Consider the following 19,480-nt stretch of genomic DNA (forward strand, 5'->3'; position numbering starts at 1 on the left):
GGCCCGGCCGACAGTCTCCTCAAGCTCCAGAAAATCCAGCATGGCTAGACCTCACCGGATCATCGCATCGGCGATTTCGAGGAGGGCGGCACGCACATCCGGCTCATCGGTCAGGGGCTCAACCATCGCCGCTCGCACGGCGTCGCGCGCACTCATGCCGCTGTCGATGAGGCAGGCGCAATAGACGAGCAGGCGCGTCGAGACGCCCTCTTCGAGGTCATGGCCCTTCAGCGCGCGCAACCGGTGCGCCAGTGCGACGAGCGGCGCGACGCGCGCCTCGTCCAGCCCGCTTTCCGTGGCGACGACGGCGATCTCCGCCGCCTTGGGTAGGAAATCGAACTCGGTGGCGACGAAACGCTGGCGGGTGGAAGGCTTCAGGGCCTTCAAAAGGTTCTGGTAGCCGGGATTGTAGGAAACGACGAGCATGAAGCCGACAGGCGCTTCCAGCACCTCGCCGGTGCGCTCCAAAGGCAGGATGCGGCGGTCGTCGGTCAGCGGATGCAGCACGACGGCTACGTCCTTGCGCGCCTCGACGATCTCGTCGAGATAACACACGCCGCCCTCGCGCACGGCGCGCGTCAGGGGACCATCGACCCAGACCGTATCGCCGCCCTTTAAAAGATAGCGGCCGGTCAGATCGGCGGCGGAGAGGTCGTCATGGCAGGAGACCGTCGAGAGCGGCAGGTTAAGCTTTGCCGCCATGTGGCTGACGAAGCGGGTCTTGCCGCAGCCGGTCGGGCCTTTCAGCAGCAACGGAAGCTGGCGTATCCAGGCCTTCTCGAACAGTTCGCATTCGTTGCCGGAGGGGCTGTAGGCGGGAATGTCCGCGTTGATGGCCTTGAGCATCACGGTCATGTCGGTCTCCAAATCTTATAGAGGAAAGGTGCCGGCCCCGCGGGATGACGGGGCCGGCAGCGCTCACTCGGCGGGCTGAACCATCCGTGTGAGGCTGTCGGTGCGCTCACGACCGGGCACCAGCACGGCCCAGATGAACATCAGCGCCGAGACGAGCACGACGACGCCCGAGCCGAGGCGGACCCAATAGAACAGCGCCAGCTGGTCCTGTACGTCCATGAAGCTTTCGCCAAGGACGCGCTGGAGGTGGATCTGCACGACACCCGCAAAGGTGAGCGCGAAGGTCATGACCGACATGGCGGTGCACATAATCCAGAAGCTGACGATCGAGAGCCACTGGTTGTAGGGCTGGCGGCCGCGGATTTCCGGGATGGCATAGGCCATCATGGCGAGGTTCAGCATCACATAAGCACCGAAGAAGGCGAGGTGTCCGTGGGCAGCCGTCATCTGCGTGCCGTGGCTGTAGTAGTTCACCGACGACAGCGTGTGCAGGAAGCCCCAGACACCGGCGCCGAAGAAAGCCATGACCGAGCAGCCGATTGACCACAGCAGCGCCGCCCTGTTCGGATGGTTGCGGCCGGCCTTCCAGGTCATCACGAAGGTGAAGATGACCATGGTGAAGAAGGGCGCCACTTCCAGCGTCGAGAACAGCGAGCCGATCCACTGCCAGTAGCCCGGTGCGCCGATCCAGTAATAGTGGTGGCCGGTGCCCAGGATGCCCGAGAACAGCGCCAGGCCGACGATGACATACAGCCACTTCTCTACGACCTCGCGGTCGATTCCGTTGAGCTTGATCATGAGGAAGGCGAGCACGGAGGCCATGATCAGCTCCCAGACGCCTTCGACCCAGAGATGGATGACGTACCACCAGTACATCTTGTCGAGCGCAAGGTTCGCCGGATTGTAGAAGGCGAAGAGGAAGAACAGCGCCAGCCCCCAGAGACCGAAAAGCAGGATATTGATGACCGTGGTCTTGCGGCCCTTTAGCGCCGTCATGGTGATGTTGAACAGGAACATCAGCACGACCACGACGATGCCGACCTTGGCGATGAAGGTCTGCTCAAGGAATTCGCGGCCCTCATGGATGCGGAACATGTAGCCGACGACCGTGAGGCCGGCCGCGACGAAGAACATCCAGAACTGCGCGACCGCGAGCTTGGGGCTATACAACTCTGTCTCGGTCTCCTCGGGGATCATGTAGTAGGTGGCCCCCATGAAGCCCATGAGCAGCCAGACGACGAGCGCATTGGTGTGGATCATGCGCACGATGTTGAAGGGTAAGAGCTCGGACAGCGTGTTGGGCAGCACATAGATCGTGCCGGCCACGACGCCGAAGAGCACCTGGGCGAGGAACAGACCGAGCGCGCCGTAGAAGTACAGCATCGCGACCTTTTGCGTTTGATATTTCATGTCGTCTCTCCTTAACCGGCGTCGTTCGGAGGCCAGTTCTGGGTCTTGATCTTGCTGGTCCATTCAAGGAAGTCGGCGAGATCGTTGACCTCCTGCTCGGTGAGATTGAACTGCGGCATCTGCCGCCGGCCTTCCGCGCCACTCGGCTGGGCGGCCATCCAGGCCTTTAGTGCTTCGCGTGCGCCTTCGGGGTCTTCCACGCCGCCGTAGCGCTTCCACACATTGCCCAGCTCGGGCGCGAAATAGGCCCCCTCACCAAGCAGTGTATGGCAGTTGATACAGGCGTTCTTTTCCCAGACATGTTTGCCGCGCGCGACGCTGTCGGTCAGCGTCGTCTCGTCGGTGGAGACCGTGCGCATGTAGTAATGCGAATGGGCGGTCAGCCCCACGAAGATTGTGAAGAAGAAGATGGACCCGCCATAGAAGACGTTGCGGGCCCCGGTTTTGGTTAGGCGCTCTGCCATCCCCTGGTCCTTTCCTTGGCCAGAACCCCGTGGGTCTGGCGTCAAACCCCGCTCTTACGTTGCCGGTGATCCCCTCGCCGACGATGCGGGACGCTTGTGTTCTAGCGCGGCAGGAAAAGGCTTCTTTGCGCATAGGCAAAGAGCGGGACGGTTCGTCAGCCGATAAGCGAAACGGTGGCGGCGCGCACGAGCGCCAGCGACAAAAGAACCGCTGGCCAGGCGAGCAATGCGGACTTCAGAACGCCGCGGCTTGCGCGTAGCTCCATGAAATCGAGTACGATGAAACGCCCCTTGGCATAGGCCATGACGAGCACGGCGGTGATGGGCACAAGCAGCCCGCCCGAAAGACTGCCGACGAAAGCGCCGCCAGCGGCAAGCGTTAACAGCATGGCGAGGGTGGCGAAAAACTGTTCGCGGGCTTGTCGGGTCATCCGGATATCCTCAGGCGAGATAGACGATGGGAAACATGACGAGCCAGACGAGATCGATCGCGTGCCAGAGCGTCGCGATCATCACGACATTGTCGCGCGCAGGCCGCCAGGCGACGAGAAGGAGGATCGCTGCGCCGAAGACGACATGCAGCAGATGGAAGCCCGTGACGAGGAAATAGAGTTCGGCAAGCCGGCCGAGACCGCCGATGCCGGAGCGAATCTCCAGCGTGTATTCGAAGGCCTTTACGGCTGCGAAGGCAAGACCGAGGAGCGCCGCCAGCACGAGGGGACGACGGACGGCCCTGCCGTCGGCGCCGAGCCGAACAGCCAGCGCGGCCTGCCAGCCGCTCAGAACGAGGATGATTGTATTGGCAGCCGCAAGACCGGGATGAAGGTGGCTGCGGAACGACACCGCGCTGTCGGGATCCAGCATCGTCATGATCATGAAGGCGATGAGCAGCACGCCGAAAGCGGCAAGCTCGCTCCAGACCAATATCCACAACAGCAGACCGTCGCCCTCGCCACCCTGTGCCTTCGTCACCGCCATGCTGAAATCATCCGTCGCCGCCATGGTCCTTTCTAACCGGGCAAGACGAGGCCTTCTTTGCGCCGGCACAAAGAACAGTGCGCGTGGACGCGGCAGGATGGCGGTAAAGGAAAGGATCATCTCATGACCGACGCGCAGATCGGCCTTCTCGTCGCGACCCCTGTCATCATCGGTTTTGCCCTGATGCTCTACCGCATGGGCGTACTCCAGGGCGCCGGTACGCTCTCGGCCGTCGGTGCCTCCGTGATCATCGCCGCTGTGCTGTTCTTCGGCCAGTAGGGGTGTAAATGAGCGGGTCAACCCTTACCGCCGCCGATATTCGCCGGCTGGAAACGCTGCATAGCGATCTACTCAACTTATGCCTGCGCCTCGAAGAAGCCGCCAGCGATCCCACCATCGCCGAAGAGCTGCGAGACCTCGCCGACGCCATCCTGTCGCTCCTGAAATCCGTACACGACCTAGAGGAGCGCCTCCTCTTCCCGGATTTCGACCGACACGCCGGTTCCTGCTTCGCCGCGATGACCATCGAACGGTTGAAGGCCGAGCGCCGCTGCGACCGACTGGCGGCAGAGGAACTGTCGCTCACCCTCAAAGCCGTCGCCGACGATCGCTGCGGGCTTTCACCCGACACCATCGCGCGCATGCTGGGCGGTTTCCAGGAAAGCCTGCGCCGCCACGTCTTTTCAGAGAAGTTGCTCGTCGAAAGACTGCTGGCCGCAAAGGATGGTGAGCGCAATATTCTTGGTTGAAATGCTTGTCATCTATCCGCCGTCGTCGCGCTGCGCCCCCGCGCCACCCAGGCGGCCCCCTCCTGCTGGTGCAGGAAGCCGTTCGAAAAGGGTATGCCGGGATACGCTTTCTTCAGTTCTCGAAGAGCCTCTGCCCCTTCGAGCTGCCCATTGATCATCGCGCGGTAGAGAGCTGCAATCCCGATCATATCGCAATTCTGCGGAGAAAGCCTGACGCGAGCGAGGCCTGCCTCTATCAGCGGCGCGAGATCATCCAAGAGCACGACACAACTGTTCGACATCGTCTGGACGCCGTTGAGCACGAGAAACGACTGTCGGTCCAGTGTGCGCAGCGGCAGGCCATCGGGATCTTCGCCGCATATGAACTGGCAATTGTCCTTGGTCAGGCCTTTCGAGCGGGCATGAGCACAGCGCGCAGAAATGGCGAGCGGCATGCGGCCGAAGGCGAAGAGTTCGAAGGCAAAGTCCGGCATGGCCTGCAACATCTGCCGGATGGAGACGGCAGGCAGCTCCGGCGGCAGGCAGATCACGTCCGCACCGCGCGCAGCAAGCGTGCGCGCCGTCGCAACATTGTAGACATTGACCAGCGGTCCGATGGAATGCGGCCGCCCCTTGAGGAGCCCGAGGGCCGACAGGTCGTTTGCCTCCACCCTGTGGTCGCTGTCGCGAATGAGGTCGCGCACCTGCCGGCTCTCGCGCTCCAGGGTCACCATGGCGAGCGTCGAGAGCGTCACCTGCTTGCCGGCTGCTTCCAGGCGCTCGATGACGTCGGCGATATGCGGCTCGCTGAAATGCTGGCGCTTGGAGCAGACAGTCTCGCCCAGCGTCACGTGGTCGACATCCGCCTCATCGGCGATGCGGAAATAGAAATCCCGCCATTTCGGCCCGTCCCATAGATAATAGATCGGCCCGAGGCTCAGCGCCGCCCGTTTCGTTTCCATTGTTTGTCTCCTATCGCCAGCGCTTGTCATAGGCGCCGGAAGTGGTGCGCTGTCCTTCGCTCATCCCCCGCAAACGGGAAACGAGCGCGGCGCGCTCCGTCGGCGTCGCGCCGAGCGCCTTCTTCAGCGAGGAAACAACCTCGGCGACATAGGCCTTGCCGCGCTGCCGCCCCTCGATCTTCAGGGCCGACACGCCGGCCGCCTTGAGCGCATCGATCTCGTCGATCACATCGAGCGAAACCGGGTCCTCGAAGGCATAGCCCTCCATGCCGCCGACATCGAAGCGGCCTTTGCACAGCGTCGGATAGCCGGAGGCTTCGCCGGGGCCGAAGCGGTTGATCGTATAGGCGCCGAGCTCGGAGACGAGTGCGCCGCCATCCTCCCGGTATCGGACATAGCTGGCGGGCGAGCACACACCGTTCATGTTGGGAGACTTGCCGGTTGCATAGGACGAGAGCGAGCAACGCCCCTCCGCCATGACGCAGAGGCCGCCGAAGGCAAAAACCTCCACTTCGCAATCAATCTGCCGCGTCAGCCGGGCGATATCCTGCACGGTCAGAACACGCGGCAGCACCACGCGCTTGGCACCGAAGGCATCGACGAGGAAGCGGATCGCATCCGGATTGGAGGCGGACGCCTGGACGGAAATATGCAGGCGCTGCTCGGGATATCGCTCCGCCACATAGGCCATCAGCCCGAAATCGGCGACGATAAGAGCGTCGGCCCCTACCTTCACCGCATCGTCGGCGGCTGAGTACCAGAGCGGCTCGTCGCCCGCCCGCATGAAGGTGTTGAGCGCCACGAAGGTCTGGACGCCCTTGCGGCGAGCGAGTGCGATGGACTGGCGCAGCTCCTCGCGGCTGAAATTCAGGCCCGGAAAGTTGCGGGCATTGGTTTCGTCGCGAAAGCCGCAATAGATGGCGTCGGCGCCCGCCTCTACCGCTTCGCGAAAGGCGGCAGGGGTGCCGGCCGGGCAGATCAGTTCCATGTCGCGTCCCTCCCCTCGAGCGCCCGCGTCCGGATGTGGTACGCAGCCTTGCTTACCAGCGGCGAAAACGGACCCGCCAGCGCGGCGAGTTCCCGCGGCAGATCGATGGCGCTGTCGTCTAGCGCATTGCGCAGCGCCAGCATTGCCTCCATGTCGCCGGTAACCGAGAGATCGCGCGAAAAGAACAGCGCATCGGCATCGCAACGACCTTCCATGAGGCCCAGCAGCAACGCGAGCGGCCCCTCGATGCGCGCATCCGCCAGAGGCGGCTCGCCGCGGAAGACGGACAGTGTCCGGGCCGCCGGCACGACGCGGAAATGCAAGGGGAGATCAGAAGTCGAGAAGCAGTAGCGCGTCTGCTGGAATTCGCCGAGACGGTCGAAAAGATCGGGGTGCCCCTTCAGCACACCGGCAAAGATGGTGCGTGCAACGCGCTCCACCAACCAGAGCGGCGCGATTTCAACGGGTTTTGCAAGGAGGGGAAAGAGATGGGGCATGCGGATCGGCCTTGGCGGGAAAGAACGTGCAAAGCCTAGGGAGCCACGGCCCAGAAGTGTTTGCGCCAGCACAAAGACCACGCTGTTTTTCCCCTGCAGAAGTTGGGCATGAAAGCCGAGAACTCGATTCCCCGCCGCTATGACACCCTTCAGGATTTCGTCGCTCTGTTGGAGCAGCGAGGGCGGCTGAAACGCATCCGAGAGCCCATCTCGCTGGTGCACGAGATCACCGAAATCCATCGCCGCGTGCTGGCACAGGAAGGCCCGGCCTTGCTCTTCGAAAAACCGGTTGATGCCGATGGCACTGTCCAGCCCATTCCACTCCTTGCCAACCTTTTCGGCACACGCGAGCGGATCGAATGGGGTTTCGGTCTGGAGGCCGGCGGCCTGCCGCAGCTTGCGTCATTTCTGGCAGACCTGCGCGATCCCGAGCCGCCGCGGTCGATGCGGGAGGCCTGGCAGAAGCTGCCGCACCTCAAAGCCGCGCTTTCGATGAACCCGCGTACCATCACCCGCCCGCCCTGCCAGCACACGATTTGGCAGGGTGACGCCATCGACCTCGACCGCCTGCCGATTCAGACCTGCTGGCCCGGCGAGCCGGCGCCGCTGGTCAGCTGGCCCCTGGTGATCACCCAGGCGCCCTATGATCCCCCCGACACCAATGTGGGCATCTATCGCATGCAGAAGCTCGGCAAGAACCGGTTGATCCTGCGCTGGCTGGCGCAGCGCGGCGGTGCGCGCCATCACCGGCTCTGGCAGGCGCATGGCGAAGACATGCCGGTCGCGATCGTCATCGGCGCCGATCCCGCCACGATCCTCTCGGCAGTCATGCCCCTGCCGGACGGCATGAGCGAACTGGCCTTTGCCGGCGTGCTCAGCGGCCGGCGACAGCAGACGGCGCAGGGCATCACCGTGCCCCTGCCCATTCCCGCCGGCGCCGAAATCGTGCTGGAAGGGACGGTCTCCTCGCGGGAGACGGCAGACGAAGGCCCCTATGGCGACCATACCGGCTACTACAACTCTATCGAGGCCTTCCCGGTGCTGACGCTGTCGGCCATTACCATGCGGAAAAACCCGCTCTATCTCTCGACCTATACCGGCCGCCCGCCTGACGAGCCGTCGCGGCTCGGCGAAGCGATGAACGACCTCTTCGTGCAACTGGTGAAGCGGCAGTTTCCAGAAATCCGCGATCTCTGGCTGCCGCCCGAAGCCTGTTCCTATCGCGCCATGGTCGTCTCGATCGACAAGCGCTATCCGGGCCAGGCACGGCGCGTGATGATGGGGCTCTGGTCCATGCTGCCGCAGTTCAGCTACACCAAGCTGGTCATCGCGGTGGATGGCGATATCGATGTCAAGAGCTGGCCCGATGTCATCTGGGCGCTCTCCACGCGGTTCGACGCAAGCCGCGACCTTGTGGTAATCGACAACACGCCGATCGATTATCTTGATTTCGCTTCGCCCAAATCCGGACTAGGCGGCAAGCTCGGCCTCGACGCCACCAATAAGATCGGCGCCGAAACCGAGCGCGAATGGGGTCGCCCCCTCGCCATGTCCCCTGAGGTCGTCGCACGCGTCGACGGGCTCTGGCAGGCGTTCGGCCTCGGGGAGAGGACCGCATGACGACGGAACGCGTCATCGTCGGCATCTCCGGCGCATCGGGGGCGGCACTCGGTGTGCGCATTGTCGAAAGGCTAGCAGGGCTTCCCCGTATCGAAACCCATCTCGTTGTTTCGGACGCTGCGCGGCGCACGCTTGCGCTCGAATGCGGGCCCGACGCGCTCAACCGGCTTATTTCGCTTACCCAGCATCATCCAATCGGCGACATCGGCGCTTGCCTTGCCAGCGGTTCCTTTTCAGTCCACGGGATGATCGTTGCACCCTGCTCCATGCAGACACTGTCCTCTATCGCCACTGGGCGAACCGACACGCTGCTGACTCGCGCAGCCGACGTGCAATTGAAAGAACGCCGCCGCCTGGTACTCCTTGCACGCGAAACGCCGCTGCATCTCGGGCATTTGCGCAGCATGGTCGCGGCGACCGAGATGGGTGCCATCATCATGCCGCCCGTCCCGGCCTTCTACCACTGCCCAAGCTCCGTCGCCGAGATTATTGACCACCTCGCCGCTCGCGCCATCGACCTGCTCGCGCTTTCTCATCCTCTCCTGGCAAAGAGCTGGCAGGGAACGCGACAGGAATTCGCCCGCCCTGCACAAGATGCTGCTTCACTTATGCAGGCTTGACGAGCTAACCTACGACGAGGAGCCATGAGGAGCGCGGAGACCCACTCCGGGACATGGATGGTATTGGTGTAGCCATCCCGAAGGCTGCCTAATGTCCCATGCCTGCCTTTGCGTCAGGCTGGCCCCAACATTTTGTAGAGATTGCAAAAGGAGCCGGAGAGGAATCGTCCTCCGGCCCCATTTTAGGTCTTGGATCGTGTTTACAGGCCCAGTTTAGCGATTGCCGCATCCAAGCGTTCGCGGGCCTTCTTCGGCAGCTTGCCGGTCTTGACGGCGTCGAGGTTAGCCGGTGCATCGCCGACGACCACAAGACCCACCATGCCCATGCCGACATGCGGCGTGCACTTCACACCATAGGCGCCGGGCTTGTCGAAGGTGACCTTGTAGGTCTCGTTCATCTTGCTTTTGAAGGCCTTCGCGCCTTGCGGGATGAAGTCCTTGATCGTCTCGACGTTGTGGCCCTTGTCGGTGGGGATGAAGGTAACCGTATCGCCGGGGGCGACTTTCACGAAGGCGGGCTCGAACACCATGGCGCCCTCGGCACCTTTGTTGAGCATGTGCACTTCAAAATCTGCCGCGCCGGCGGGAAGGGCGAGCGCGAAAAGGACCGCTGCTGCGCCGACGAAGCTCTTTACCATGATACGCACTGGAATTCTCCTTGCTGACGAACGTCAATCGTTCATGTGAAAGGGATAGGCCACGGGAACGCTCCGTTCTTTGACGTTGATCAAACAACGGCAATAGATGCGCCTCCGCGAAGGCCGCATGTTTGTTAGCCTGGATGAAAGGCGTACTCCCAACGTTCAGATGAGCAATCCTTCCAGTTACCGGTCAAAGAAATTGCACCTATACTAATTTAGCTTCTGTATAATTATGTATTGCTGGGAGAAAACTCCATGATTGATGCCAGCCTTCGTCGAGTGCCTCTGCGTGTTGCTTCCGCAATTGCCCCTGCGCGGAGGCACTTTACCGTAACGACCTAGCTTAAAATTGATATTAGGCAATTTTTCGATTGAGATCGTCTATTCGGCGGCATTTAATGCAGCCACATCCTTGACTTCATGTTTGTCAGTATGCGTTCCTGAACACGAGCGCGTTGCAGTGTCTCGTGCTTTGAAGTTGGTGAGGAGAGCGGAGATGGGACAACTCACGACTGGGGAACGGGACTTTGGCGCGATTGTTCTAATTGTGCTCGCGATCATCGGCATCGCGATGGCGGCTGCAGGACGATCCGATGTGCTCGGAATCCACGGGGCTATGGTCCTCCTCTACAGTCTTATTCTGCTTTTCATACTCTTTTCCACAGCATTCGGGGCAGCGCCGGACCCTACTCGGCTTACGCGCTATTATGACGATCCAATCAAGGTCGGCGTTGGGCTGACACTGTTCTGGGCAATTTTCGGCATGTTCATCGGCGTGTGGGCAGCAGCGCAGCTCGCCTGGCCAAACCTCAACTTCGATACGTCCTGGGCAAGCTTCGGCCGGATCCGCCCGGCGCACACATCCGGTGTCATTTTCGGATTCGGCGGCAATGCGCTGATCACGACATCGTTCCACGTCGTGCAACGCACCTCGCGCGCCCGCCTTGCTGACCAGCTTTCGCCCTGGATCGTACTGTTCGGCTTCAACCTTTTCTGTCTTATCGCGATTTCCGGCTATTTCCTCGGTGTCACCCAATCCAAGGAATATGCCGAGGCAGAATGGTACGCCGATATCTGGTTGGTCATCGTCTGGGTGACCTATTTTGTGCTCTACGTGCGCACGCTTGCGCGGCGCAAAGAACCGCATATCTATGTGGCTAACTGGTATTACATGGCCTTCATTCTGGTCGTGGCCATTTTGCACATCGTCAACAACCTCGCGGTTCCCCTCTCCTTCGCCCACGCCAAGAGTTATACGATCTGGGCGGGCGTGCAGGATTCGATGGTGCAATGGTGGTACGGGCATAACGCCGTCGCCTTCTTCCTCACCGCCGGCTTCCTGGCCATGCTGTACTACTACCTCCCCAAGCGCGCCGAGCGGCCGATCTTCTCCTACCGGCTATCGATCCTCAGCTTCTGGGGCATCACCTTCTTCTATATGTGGGCGGGCTCTCACCACCTACACTACACAGCCCTGCCCCACTGGGTTCAGAATCTCGGCATGACTTTTTCAGTGATGTTGCTCGTGCCTTCCTGGGCGTCCGCCGGGAACGCACTGCTTACCCTCAACGGCGCCTGGCACAAGGTACGCGACGACGCAACGTTACGCTTCATCATGATGGCAGCGTTTTTCTATGGGCTCTCGACCTTCGAAGGGTCGTTTCTCGCAATCCGCCCGGTCAACGCCCTCTCTCACTATACGGATTGGACGGTGGGCCACGTCCATGCCGGCGCGCTGGGCTGGGTCGCGATGATTACCTTCGGGTCGCTCTATACGCTGGTGCCGGCAATTTGGAAGCGCGAACGGATGTATTCGGCGGTTCTGGTCGAGGTGCACTTCTGGCTCGCGCTGGCCGGTACGCTCATTTACGTCTTCGCGATGTGGAATTCCGGTATCATCCAGGGCCTGATGTGGCGCACCTATTCCCCGGATGACACGCTCGTCTATTCTTTCGTGGATACGCTGCTGGCGATGTATCCATACTACATCGCGCGCGCCTTCGGCGGCCTCCTCTTCCTCATGGGAGCGATCGTCGCGGCCTACAATGTCTGGATGACCGTGCGTAGCCCCGCCCCCGCCGCGCTTTCCCTCGATGAGGATCTGCCCGTCGACGAGCGGCCGATCGGTGGCGCAACCCCCACGCCTGCGGAGTAGCCGATGCCGGAACTGATGCACAGGAAACTGGAACGCTCCGCAACCGGCTTCATGCTGGCCATCATCGCCGCCGCCAGCGTCGGCGGCATTGTCGAGATCGCTCCGCTCTTCACCATCGACGATACGGTCGAGACCGTGTCCGACATGCGGCTTTATACGCCGCTGGAACTAGCCGGGCGGGACATCTATGTGCGCGAGGGCTGTTACGCCTGCCATTCGCAGATGATCCGCACCCTACGCGACGAGGTGGAGCGTTACGGCCCCTATTCGCTGGCCGTCGAATCCCAGTACGACCATCCGATGCTATGGGGATCGAAACGCACCGGCCCGGACCTTGCCCGCATCGGCGGCAAGTATTCGGATTTCTGGCACGTCGCCCACCTGAACAATCCGCGCGACGTGGTGCCGGAATCCAACATGCCCTCCTACCGCTGGCTGGGAACGACCCCGCTGAAGCTCGCCGATCTGCCGCTCGCGCTTCGCGCGCAGCGCGCCGTGGGCGTGCCCTATACCGATGAGATGATAGAGAACGCCGCGCGCGACGCCTATGGCCAAGCCATACCCGACAGCGAACAGTCGTCGGGCGTGACCGAGCGATACGGCGAGACGACGCAGGTCTCGGCCTTCGACGGGGTAACGACCAACGTGACGGAGATGGACGCGCTCGTCGCCTATCTCCAGGTGCTCGGTCAGCTTACCCGCGCGGCCTATGAGAATACCGCCGCGCCCGAACAGATGCCCGACCCCAATAATTGAGGTGACGAGATGGCGTTGACGCATGAGACACTGCTCGAAGGCTCGAAGATGTGGGGCCTGTTCTACCTGATCGGTTTTTCGATCTGCGTGTTGATCTACACTTTCCTGCCCTCCAACCGGGAACGCTTCGAGCGGGCGGAGCGGGAGATTTTCGACGAGGACGATGGCCCATGGAAGTGAAAGAGGTCGATCCCGTCAGCGGCCGCAGGACGACGGGCCATACCTGGAACGGCATTCGCGAGCTCGACACTCCGATTCCACGCGGCGTGCTTCTTTTCCTGATCGTCACGCACATCTTCGCCGTACTCTGGTGGGTACTGATGCCGACTTGGCCGCTCGGCAGGACCTATACCAAGGGCGTTCTCGGCGAGAACCAAAAGACGACGGTCGAGGCATCAATCAAGCAGGGCATCGTGGAAAGGACGCCGTGGACGTCACGGATTGCCAGTTTGTCCTTTGACGAGATCCGCGCCGACGAGCGTCTGATGGAAACGGTGCGCAACAACGGCCATCAGCTCTTCGGCGACAATTGCGCTGCCTGCCATGGTCGCGACGGCAAGGGGCGCGAGAACTATCCCGACCTCACCGACGCCGACTGGATCTGGGGTGGGGGGCCGGAGGCCATCGCCCAGACCCTAACTGTCGGCGTCAATTCCCGCCATGCGGAAAGTCGCGTCGGTCAGATGCCCGCCTTCGGGCGCGACGAGATGCTAGACGCGAAGCAGGTGGTGGACGTCGCCACCTACGTCGCCTCCCTTAGCGATCCGGCAATTTCCACCGCCGACAATGTCGATCAGGTCGACCGGGGCCGCGAGGTCTTCCAGACGACCTGCATCGCCTGTCATGGCGAGAATGCCAAGGGCAATCCGGAGCTCGGCGCGCCCAACCTTACCGATAATAGGTGGATCTATGGCGGCAGTCTGCAGCGCATCATTGCGACCATTCACGGCGGCCGGCAGGGCCATATGCCGACCTGGGACGAGCGCCTGACGCCGGTCGAGATCAAAGTTCTGGCGCTCTATGTCGACGATCTGGGAAAGAGGACGCCATAGATGGGGAATGCTGCGCCCGCCCGAGCTGGACGGTTTCACTTCCTCTGGATTTTCACAGCGGCGGCGATAGCCGTATTCGCAGGCGCCAATGCTCATCTCGTCTACGTCGCCGTCTCCAGCGAACCGGACTGCGTGGCGCATCTGAAGGACAAGAGCGGAACGCCGGGCGGATATCGCGCGGCCAAGTCGGCATGCTGACGGGGAGAGGATGAGATGGTCGCAAGGCAACACGCACCCGAACTCGTATCCGAGGTGTCGGATATCGAGGAGACGCGCAACGAGCGGTGGAAGCGCCACCTTTCCGCACGGGCGCCCGTGCAGTGGCTCGCGAGCGGTTGGCGCGACCTGTGGACGAACCCAGTGCCAAGCCTCCTTTACGGTCTCGCGGTCTTCCTCGCCTCGATTGTTTTCATCGTCTACATGTTCAATACGGGCCGGGACTATTTCCTATTCCCGGCACTGGCGGGCTTTCTCATTGTCGGCCCGCTGGTGGCCGCGGGCCTCTATCTCAAAAGCCGCGACCTTGAAGCCGGGGCGCAACCGACGCTGGGTTCCATGCTCGCCGTGCAGCCTATGGCGGGCGCGCAGGTGTTCTTCAACGGCATGTTGCTCGCCATGCTGATGCTCCTGTGGATGCGCGCCGCAGTCCTCGTCTATGCACTGTTCTTCGGCGTGCGCCCGTTCCCCGGGCTCGACCATATTGCCGACATGCTCTTCACCACGTCGATCGGCTGGGCCATGCTGGTGGTCGGCGGCCTGATCGGCGCGCTCTTTGCCGGCTTCGCCTTCGCCGTGAGTGTCTTTTCCATTCCCATGCTGCTTGACCGGCGCGTCGACGCTTTGACCGCCATGGGTGTCAGCACGGCGCTGGTGTGGAACAACCTCTCCCCGATGCTGGCCTGGGGTGCGATCGTGCTCGGTCTGTTCCTCCTCTCGGTCGCAACCGGGCTTCTCGGCCTCATCGTGGTCTTCCCCTGGCTCGGGCACGCCACTTGGCACGCCTATAGAGAGATGCGGTAGCGGCCATGTCCTGCTGTTCGGCCGAGATCGGATTGGGTGTGCCGCTCTCGCGGACCAGCTCTTCGGCTGAAGAACTCGCGATTGCCAGCAGGGATCTCGGCAACGGGCTGCGGCAGAGTGTGCTCTCAGTCCCCGCCATGCATTGCGCCGCCTGCATTGGCGCGGTGGAGGCCGCCCTTGTCGGCGTGCCTGGCGTCAAGCGGGCACGCGCGAACCTTTCGCTACGCCGCGTCACGATCGAGTGGAAGCGAGATGGGCATGCAGCCCCGGATCTTCTCGGCGCGCTCGCCGCCGTCGGCTATGACGCCAACCTGCCTGCGGCCGAGATCGACGGGGAGGATCCTGCGCTCGCAGGGCTTGTGCGCGCGCTCGCCGTTGCCGGCTTCTGCTCCATGAACATCATGCTGCTTTCCGTCTCCGTATGGTCCGGTGCGGACGAGGCAACACGCCAGACCTTCCATGCCATTTCCGCACTACTTGCGCTGCCGGCGGTTTTTTATGCGGGAGCGGGTTTCTACCGCTCGGCTTGGCAGGCGCTCTCCCACGGCCGAACCAATATGGATGTCCCGATCTCCGTCGGCATCCTCCTCACCTTCGCGCTCAGTCTCTACGACACCGTTACCAACGCTCCCCACGCGTATTTCGAGGCCGCGACGTCGCTGATCTTCGTCCTCCTGATCGGTCGGGTGCTCGATCATACGATGCGTCGGAAAGCGCGCTCTGCTGTCGCCGCCCTGACACGGCTGATTCCCCGCGGGGCGAACGTGCTGCAAAACGATGGCAGCCTGGACTTTCTAGAACTGGGAGACATCAAGGCGCAGATGCGCCTTCGCATCGCTGCCGGCGATCGTGTGCCGACTGATGGAGTGTTGGAAGACGGGCGCGCAGAACTCGACGCCGCCCTTATCACCGGCGAAAGCCTTTGGAGGAGCGTCCTTGCCGGGGAAAGCGTTAGGGCGGGGGAACTGAACCTCGGCAACCCCTTCGTCGTGCGCGCCACCAACGCGCCGGCAGATTCCACGGTTGCCGAGATGACGAGAATGATCGAGGCGGCCGAGGACGGCCGGTCGCGCTACCGGCGGCTCGCGGACCGCGCAGCGGGCCTCTATGCGCCCCTTGTTCACAGTCTCTCTTCGCTCGCCTTCATCATCTGGTTCATCACGACCGGTAATTTGCATACCGCGCTCACGACCTCGGTCGCGCTCCTCATCATCACTTGCCCGTGCGCGCTCGGGCTCGCCGTACCCATGGTACAGATCGTTTTGGCCCGCCGCCTTTTCGAGCGCGGCGTCATGGCGACCGATGGCTCCGCTTTCGAACGCCTGCGCGAGATCGACACAGTCGTCTTCGACAAGACGGGCACACTGACGACGGGCGTGCCGCGCCTGCTCGGCACTGATGGGATCGCTCCGGAAGCGCTCGAAATAGCCACCGCTCTGGCCCGAACCTCCATCCACCCGGTGGCAAGAGCCATTGTGGCAGCAGGTGTCTCCACAGAGAAGCCGCTCACCTTTACGAATGTGAGAGAAACCGCGGGAATGGGGCTGGAAGGCCGCTTCGGGGGCGACCTCTACCGGCTCGGCAGGCCAGAATGGGCTCTGGGTATACAGAACGGAGCGTTGACCGTGCTCTCCAAGAATGGTGTGGCCCTCGCATATTTCAGCTTCGGCGAGGATATCCGGCGCGGCGCGCGCGACCTTGTCGATACGTTGAAAGCCCGCAATTTCGACGTCGTCCTTCTTTCCGGTGATTCATCAAAAGCCGTCGATCTGGTTGCCGGGGCGCTTGGCATCACCGACCGGCGTGCACGGCTTCTGCCAACTGAAAAGGTACGCGCCATAAAGGACCTACAGGCGGTCGGGCGCCGGGTGCTGATGATCGGCGACGGAATCAATGACGCGCCGGCTTTGCGCGCTGCAGACGCATCCATGGCTCCCACGTCAGCGAGTGACATCGGCCGCAGCGCCGCCGATTTCGTTTTCCTTGGCCATGATCTACGCGTCGTAGCGGATGTGTTCGACAGCGTGCAAAAGGCAGCCGGACTCATCCGGCAGAATTTCGTGCTCGCCGCACTCTATAACCTCATCAGCCTGCCCGTTGCATTCAGCGGATACGTGACGCCGCTTATAGCAGCCCTTGCGATGTCCTCGTCCTCACTCATCGTGGTCGCCAACGCCCTGCGTCTTGCGCCTGTGCCTCGGCCGCGAGAGACCGTGGCGAAAACCGTCTTGGAGGCGAGAACATGATTGCCATCAGCGTGCTCGTACCGCTTTCGATCGTCATGGGTGTTGCAGGCCTCCTCGCCTTCCTGTGGTCCGTGCGCACTCGACAATACGAGGATCTCGATGGAGCCGCCGCCAGGATCCTGCTCGACAGCGACGAAGACGACACAATCGACCGAGACAGGCGGCAGCATATGTCAAAGGATGGAGGATGAGATGACAGATGAGGATCGGCCCAATATCGACGAGGGTAACCATCAACAGGTTGTCGTCGACCCGTCTGATGCCGTAACCGGGCTCGGCTTCGTCCTTGGCCTTGTCGGCGCGGCGGTCGGCGTCCTAGCTGCGCTCCTGGCAGCTCCGCAATTCGACGCTTATACGATCGTCTATTGCTTGATCGGTGGTCTTGCAGGTGGTTCGGCGGGGGTAGTCACGGGCGGCATGATCGGAGCTGTGTTCTCCGTTGCACGGGGAACGCCACGTTGAAACGCTCGTTCCACGCCGACTATGATCAAATTCATGGCATCATGTTTGCTAATCGGCTTCTCAATCGGTGGTCTTAAAGCGGTTGCGTTGATCCTCGGGGCGCCAAACAGCATTAGCAATCCGACGACATGCCTAGCGGGAGTCTTGATTGTCTATGGCTTGGGATCGGTCATCGCCCTTGGATACCTCCCTACCGCGCTGAGTTGGGCTAATTCAAATGGCGCTCGATAGGTCAACGACCATCCTGCGGGGCCGAAAATCACGGCACCGTTAGAAAACTAGACGCCGAAACGGCTCGCATTGCTCCGGATTCTACGCTCAAGACATATAGCTAGTGCCGAACCGCTTGCCAGTGCCGGAAGCTCGGCACACCTGATTGCCCGGCAAGATGCCATCTACTGAAATGAAGCAGGCTGTTCCGTTAAATTTGAGTTGGACCTATCGAGGTACTTCAATCGTGTCCTGAAGCCGCACGATTTCAAAATCGCTGATGAGAATATCGACCCTTACGCGCCATCGTCCGGCAATGGGCACGATGACATCGGCGGCACGCCACACGCCGTCGGCCTGCAAGGTTGCTTTCCGGCGCATCGGCTCGATACCCGCCTGCGGATTGGAAAGCACAAGCGTCACCTCCTTCGGCGCGATGGCAGTGAAATCAGGGGCCAGTACGATGGCGGACACCTCGACCGGACCGGCACGTCCGGGCGTGACGGCAATTTCGGCCATCGCCTTGTCCGCATGGATATGGATCGACACCGGCTGCGCAGCCGCGATCGCCAGCGCGCGGGGCGGCGGCGTGAACCGCCATGTGGCGGCGACGGCGAAAATGGCGAGGACGATCATGGTCTCTATGACGACAGCGTAGGCAAGCCGCCGCGCCGCACCCGGCTCGCCGCGTTCGGCCGGTTTGGCGAAGACCCAGCGATTGCCCGCCACGAGAAAAAACAGGACGACGAGCAGCGCCGCCTTCCCGAGGAGCACATTCCCATAGGCCGTCGAAACGAGCGCATCGAATGTCTGCACCTGTACGATGGCGAGCAGCAAGCCGGCCGCGGTCAGTGCAGCGACGCAAACGGGGATAAGGCGGGAGAACCGGCCAAGCGCCTGCCGCGCAGCATCGCCTCCATGTTGCAAAGTGTAGGCCAGTGGTGGGAGAGAGCCGATCCAGATGGCAAGCGTGACTACATGCACGAAGACCGCCGGCCGCATCAGCCATTGCGGCGTCGCCGAACTTGCATGGCCACTCAACGCCATCGCCGCGCTTCCGGCGACAACGGCCACAAGCGATGCCGCGCAGCCCGAAAAAGTCGTCCTTGAAGAGGTTACCAGCGCCAGAAAGAACGCAAAGGAGAGCACGATTACGGTCAGGCCGAAACTCGTCGCGAGCCCCGCGCTCCATACCGCACGATCAGTAAGATTGGAGAGCGGAGCGCCCAAGGCATCGAGCCCCTGCAATCCCAGGGAAACCACCGTCGCCGAGAGGCCGAGCAGCAGGGCCGCTTTTATGATCGGCAATCCAGCGCCGCCATCGGGGATCAGCCACCGGACGCCGAAAAGGCCGCCGATCCCGAAGAAGAGACCGGCATACGTAGCGATGCGGGCAAGCCATAGCGCCGTCATGACCGGCCAGTCGATCGCCTCCCCGGCGGTCTGCGGCGCGCTGCTCGGCGCACCGATCGAAAAGATCGTGGAACCCGCAACGGGATGTCCGTCCTCGGAGACGACGCGCCAGGCAAGCACATGGGTTCCCGCTGCAAGGTCGCCGGGTGCGGTGATCTCGAGGGTGCGGTCACGCAGAACGAATGTCTCCAGCGTCTTCGACTGACCATCGGGCAGGATGAGCCGCAGCACGAGCGGCGACACCGGCTCGCTGAATGATAGCGACAGGGTTTTCGGGGACACATAGACGACGGCGCCATCGGCCGGAACAGCGCCCGTCAACGAGGCGTGCGCCATCGCTGCCACAGCAAAACAGCACCACAGGATACCGGTCAGAAAGACCTGGATACAGGATCGGCCAAGA

The 19,480-nt window shown here is 62.1% G+C and carries 22 protein-coding genes; 12 read left to right on the top strand and 10 right to left on the bottom strand.

What is annotated here, in order from left to right:
* Nucleotides 1–51: 51 nt before the first annotated feature.
* The 5 genes from ACOZKU_RS23660 to ACOZKU_RS23680 form a co-directional block, all read right to left on the bottom strand.
* The gene (locus tag ACOZKU_RS23660; RefSeq protein WP_421580933.1) at nucleotides 52–855 is read right to left on the bottom strand and encodes a CbbQ/NirQ/NorQ/GpvN family protein; all 804 of its coding nucleotides are present in this window, start codon (nucleotides 853–855) and stop codon (nucleotides 52–54) included.
* Between the two features lie 63 nt (nucleotides 856–918).
* On the bottom strand, nucleotides 919–2,265 hold the full coding sequence (locus ACOZKU_RS23665; protein WP_314092059.1) for a nitric-oxide reductase large subunit: 1,347 nt from the start codon (nucleotides 2,263–2,265) through the stop codon (nucleotides 919–921).
* An 11-nt stretch (nucleotides 2,266–2,276) separates the two neighbouring features.
* Nucleotides 2,277–2,729: a c-type cytochrome gene (locus tag ACOZKU_RS23670; protein ID WP_160862022.1), complete on the bottom strand. Its 453-nt coding sequence runs from the start codon at nucleotides 2,727–2,729 to the stop codon at nucleotides 2,277–2,279.
* Between the two features lie 155 nt (nucleotides 2,730–2,884).
* Nucleotides 2,885–3,160 carry a cytochrome C oxidase subunit IV family protein gene (locus ACOZKU_RS23675; protein WP_421580934.1) on the bottom strand — a complete coding sequence of 92 codons (276 nt, stop codon included), beginning with the start codon at nucleotides 3,158–3,160 and terminating at the stop codon, nucleotides 2,885–2,887.
* A 10-nt stretch (nucleotides 3,161–3,170) separates the two neighbouring features.
* Entirely contained in the window at nucleotides 3,171–3,731 is a 561-nt protein-coding gene (locus ACOZKU_RS23680) for a cytochrome c oxidase subunit 3 (RefSeq protein WP_421580935.1), read from the bottom strand.
* Between the two features lie 99 nt (nucleotides 3,732–3,830).
* On the opposite strand from ACOZKU_RS23680, the gene ACOZKU_RS23685 reads away from it, so the two are divergent.
* Nucleotides 3,831–3,986: a hypothetical protein gene (locus ACOZKU_RS23685; RefSeq protein ID WP_314092056.1), complete on the top strand. Its 156-nt coding sequence runs from the start codon at nucleotides 3,831–3,833 to the stop codon at nucleotides 3,984–3,986.
* Between the two features lie 8 nt (nucleotides 3,987–3,994).
* The gene (locus tag ACOZKU_RS23690; RefSeq protein ID WP_421580936.1) at nucleotides 3,995–4,456 is read left to right on the top strand and encodes a hemerythrin domain-containing protein; all 462 of its coding nucleotides are present in this window, start codon (nucleotides 3,995–3,997) and stop codon (nucleotides 4,454–4,456) included.
* A gap of 8 nt (nucleotides 4,457–4,464) precedes the next feature.
* Here ACOZKU_RS23690 and ubiV read toward each other — a convergent pair whose 3' ends face one another.
* The 3 genes from ubiV to ubiT are packed head-to-tail and all read right to left on the bottom strand — an operon-like array spanning nucleotide 4,465 to nucleotide 6,882.
* Nucleotides 4,465–5,397, bottom strand: coding sequence for a ubiquinone anaerobic biosynthesis protein UbiV (ubiV, locus tag ACOZKU_RS23695; protein WP_421580937.1), 933 nt, complete (start codon nucleotides 5,395–5,397; stop codon nucleotides 4,465–4,467).
* A gap of 10 nt (nucleotides 5,398–5,407) precedes the next feature.
* Nucleotides 5,408–6,385: a ubiquinone anaerobic biosynthesis protein UbiU gene (gene ubiU, locus ACOZKU_RS23700; protein WP_421580938.1), complete on the bottom strand. Its 978-nt coding sequence runs from the start codon at nucleotides 6,383–6,385 to the stop codon at nucleotides 5,408–5,410.
* Nucleotides 6,376–6,882 carry a ubiquinone anaerobic biosynthesis accessory factor UbiT gene (gene ubiT / locus ACOZKU_RS23705; RefSeq protein WP_421580939.1) on the bottom strand — a complete coding sequence of 169 codons (507 nt, stop codon included), beginning with the start codon at nucleotides 6,880–6,882 and terminating at the stop codon, nucleotides 6,376–6,378. The genes ubiU and ubiT overlap by 10 nt, the downstream gene beginning before the upstream one ends.
* A 108-nt stretch (nucleotides 6,883–6,990) precedes the next feature.
* Here ubiT and ACOZKU_RS23710 point away from each other — a divergent pair, with 108 nt between their 5' ends.
* Together ACOZKU_RS23710 and ACOZKU_RS23715 are read left to right on the top strand one after the other, a co-directional pair.
* The gene (locus tag ACOZKU_RS23710; RefSeq protein ID WP_421580940.1) at nucleotides 6,991–8,502 is read left to right on the top strand and encodes a UbiD family decarboxylase; all 1,512 of its coding nucleotides are present in this window, start codon (nucleotides 6,991–6,993) and stop codon (nucleotides 8,500–8,502) included.
* On the top strand, nucleotides 8,499–9,122 hold the full coding sequence (locus tag ACOZKU_RS23715; RefSeq protein WP_421580941.1) for a UbiX family flavin prenyltransferase: 624 nt from the start codon (nucleotides 8,499–8,501) through the stop codon (nucleotides 9,120–9,122). The genes ACOZKU_RS23710 and ACOZKU_RS23715 overlap by 4 nt, the downstream gene beginning before the upstream one ends.
* A gap of 200 nt (nucleotides 9,123–9,322) precedes the next feature.
* Here the strand turns inward: ACOZKU_RS23715 and ACOZKU_RS23720 are convergent, their stop codons facing one another.
* A complete protein-coding gene (locus ACOZKU_RS23720; RefSeq protein ID WP_421581045.1) occupies nucleotides 9,323–9,760 on the bottom strand; it encodes a pseudoazurin in 438 nt (145 codons plus the stop codon).
* Between the two features lie 499 nt (nucleotides 9,761–10,259).
* Between ACOZKU_RS23720 and ccoN the strand changes: the two genes are divergently transcribed.
* The 8 genes from ccoN to ACOZKU_RS23760 all read left to right on the top strand — a co-directional run bounded on the left by ccoN (nucleotide 10,260) and on the right by ACOZKU_RS23760 (nucleotide 17,454).
* Nucleotides 10,260–11,918: a cytochrome-c oxidase, cbb3-type subunit I gene (gene ccoN, locus ACOZKU_RS23725; RefSeq protein WP_421580942.1), complete on the top strand. Its 1,659-nt coding sequence runs from the start codon at nucleotides 10,260–10,262 to the stop codon at nucleotides 11,916–11,918.
* A gap of 3 nt (nucleotides 11,919–11,921) precedes the next feature.
* On the top strand, nucleotides 11,922–12,674 hold the full coding sequence (gene ccoO, locus ACOZKU_RS23730; protein WP_421580943.1) for a cytochrome-c oxidase, cbb3-type subunit II: 753 nt from the start codon (nucleotides 11,922–11,924) through the stop codon (nucleotides 12,672–12,674).
* A 9-nt stretch (nucleotides 12,675–12,683) separates the two neighbouring features.
* A complete protein-coding gene (locus tag ACOZKU_RS23735; RefSeq protein ID WP_117371767.1) occupies nucleotides 12,684–12,854 on the top strand; it encodes a CcoQ/FixQ family Cbb3-type cytochrome c oxidase assembly chaperone in 171 nt (56 codons plus the stop codon).
* On the top strand, nucleotides 12,845–13,726 hold the full coding sequence (gene ccoP, locus ACOZKU_RS23740) for a cytochrome-c oxidase, cbb3-type subunit III (RefSeq protein WP_421580944.1): 882 nt from the start codon (nucleotides 12,845–12,847) through the stop codon (nucleotides 13,724–13,726). Before ACOZKU_RS23735 ends, ccoP begins: the two co-directional genes overlap by 10 nt.
* Nucleotides 13,727–13,939: 213 nt before the next feature.
* Entirely contained in the window at nucleotides 13,940–14,746 is an 807-nt protein-coding gene (locus ACOZKU_RS23745) for a DUF2189 domain-containing protein (protein ID WP_421580945.1), read from the top strand.
* 5 nt (nucleotides 14,747–14,751) lie between these two features.
* A complete protein-coding gene (locus tag ACOZKU_RS23750) occupies nucleotides 14,752–16,992 on the top strand; it encodes a heavy metal translocating P-type ATPase (protein ID WP_421580946.1) in 2,241 nt (746 codons plus the stop codon).
* Entirely contained in the window at nucleotides 16,989–17,183 is a 195-nt protein-coding gene (gene ccoS / locus ACOZKU_RS23755) for a cbb3-type cytochrome oxidase assembly protein CcoS (RefSeq protein WP_421580947.1), read from the top strand. Before ACOZKU_RS23750 ends, ccoS begins: the two co-directional genes overlap by 4 nt.
* 1 nt (nucleotide 17,184) lies before the next feature.
* Nucleotides 17,185–17,454 carry a hypothetical protein gene (locus ACOZKU_RS23760; RefSeq protein WP_314092031.1) on the top strand — a complete coding sequence of 90 codons (270 nt, stop codon included), beginning with the start codon at nucleotides 17,185–17,187 and terminating at the stop codon, nucleotides 17,452–17,454.
* Between the two features lie 438 nt (nucleotides 17,455–17,892).
* Here ACOZKU_RS23760 and ACOZKU_RS23765 read toward each other — a convergent pair.
* The coding region (locus tag ACOZKU_RS23765) for a copper resistance CopC/CopD family protein (RefSeq protein ID WP_421580948.1) at nucleotides 17,893–19,480 on the bottom strand (1,588 nt) is incomplete at its 5' end.

The organism is Shinella sp. M31 (assembly GCF_049199205.1).
Classification (GTDB): Bacteria; Pseudomonadota; Alphaproteobacteria; order Rhizobiales; family Rhizobiaceae; genus Shinella.

Coding starts and splice junctions, on each gene's coding strand:
- ACOZKU_RS23660 (WP_421580933.1), bottom strand. CDS start 855: ATGACCGTGATGCTCAAGGCCATCAACGCGGACATTCCCGCCTACAGC.
- ACOZKU_RS23665 (WP_314092059.1), bottom strand. CDS start 2,265: ATGAAATATCAAACGCAAAAGGTCGCGATGCTGTACTTCTACGGCGCG.
- ACOZKU_RS23670 (WP_160862022.1), bottom strand. CDS start 2,729: ATGGCAGAGCGCCTAACCAAAACCGGGGCCCGCAACGTCTTCTATGGC.
- ACOZKU_RS23675 (WP_421580934.1), bottom strand. CDS start 3,160: ATGACCCGACAAGCCCGCGAACAGTTTTTCGCCACCCTCGCCATGCTG.
- ACOZKU_RS23680 (WP_421580935.1), bottom strand. CDS start 3,731: ATGGCGGCGACGGATGATTTCAGCATGGCGGTGACGAAGGCACAGGGT.
- ACOZKU_RS23685 (WP_314092056.1), top strand. CDS start 3,831: ATGACCGACGCGCAGATCGGCCTTCTCGTCGCGACCCCTGTCATCATC.
- ACOZKU_RS23690 (WP_421580936.1), top strand. CDS start 3,995: ATGAGCGGGTCAACCCTTACCGCCGCCGATATTCGCCGGCTGGAAACG.
- ubiV (WP_421580937.1), bottom strand. CDS start 5,397: ATGGAAACGAAACGGGCGGCGCTGAGCCTCGGGCCGATCTATTATCTA.
- ubiU (WP_421580938.1), bottom strand. CDS start 6,385: ATGGAACTGATCTGCCCGGCCGGCACCCCTGCCGCCTTTCGCGAAGCG.
- ubiT (WP_421580939.1), bottom strand. CDS start 6,882: ATGCCCCATCTCTTTCCCCTCCTTGCAAAACCCGTTGAAATCGCGCCG.
- ACOZKU_RS23710 (WP_421580940.1), top strand. CDS start 6,991: ATGAAAGCCGAGAACTCGATTCCCCGCCGCTATGACACCCTTCAGGAT.
- ACOZKU_RS23715 (WP_421580941.1), top strand. CDS start 8,499: ATGACGACGGAACGCGTCATCGTCGGCATCTCCGGCGCATCGGGGGCG.
- ACOZKU_RS23720 (WP_421581045.1), bottom strand. CDS start 9,760: ATGGTAAAGAGCTTCGTCGGCGCAGCAGCGGTCCTTTTCGCGCTCGCC.
- ccoN (WP_421580942.1), top strand. CDS start 10,260: ATGGGACAACTCACGACTGGGGAACGGGACTTTGGCGCGATTGTTCTA.
- ccoO (WP_421580943.1), top strand. CDS start 11,922: ATGCCGGAACTGATGCACAGGAAACTGGAACGCTCCGCAACCGGCTTC.
- ACOZKU_RS23735 (WP_117371767.1), top strand. CDS start 12,684: ATGGCGTTGACGCATGAGACACTGCTCGAAGGCTCGAAGATGTGGGGC.
- ccoP (WP_421580944.1), top strand. CDS start 12,845: ATGGAAGTGAAAGAGGTCGATCCCGTCAGCGGCCGCAGGACGACGGGC.
- ACOZKU_RS23745 (WP_421580945.1), top strand. CDS start 13,940: ATGGTCGCAAGGCAACACGCACCCGAACTCGTATCCGAGGTGTCGGAT.
- ACOZKU_RS23750 (WP_421580946.1), top strand. CDS start 14,752: ATGTCCTGCTGTTCGGCCGAGATCGGATTGGGTGTGCCGCTCTCGCGG.
- ccoS (WP_421580947.1), top strand. CDS start 16,989: ATGATTGCCATCAGCGTGCTCGTACCGCTTTCGATCGTCATGGGTGTT.
- ACOZKU_RS23760 (WP_314092031.1), top strand. CDS start 17,185: ATGACAGATGAGGATCGGCCCAATATCGACGAGGGTAACCATCAACAG.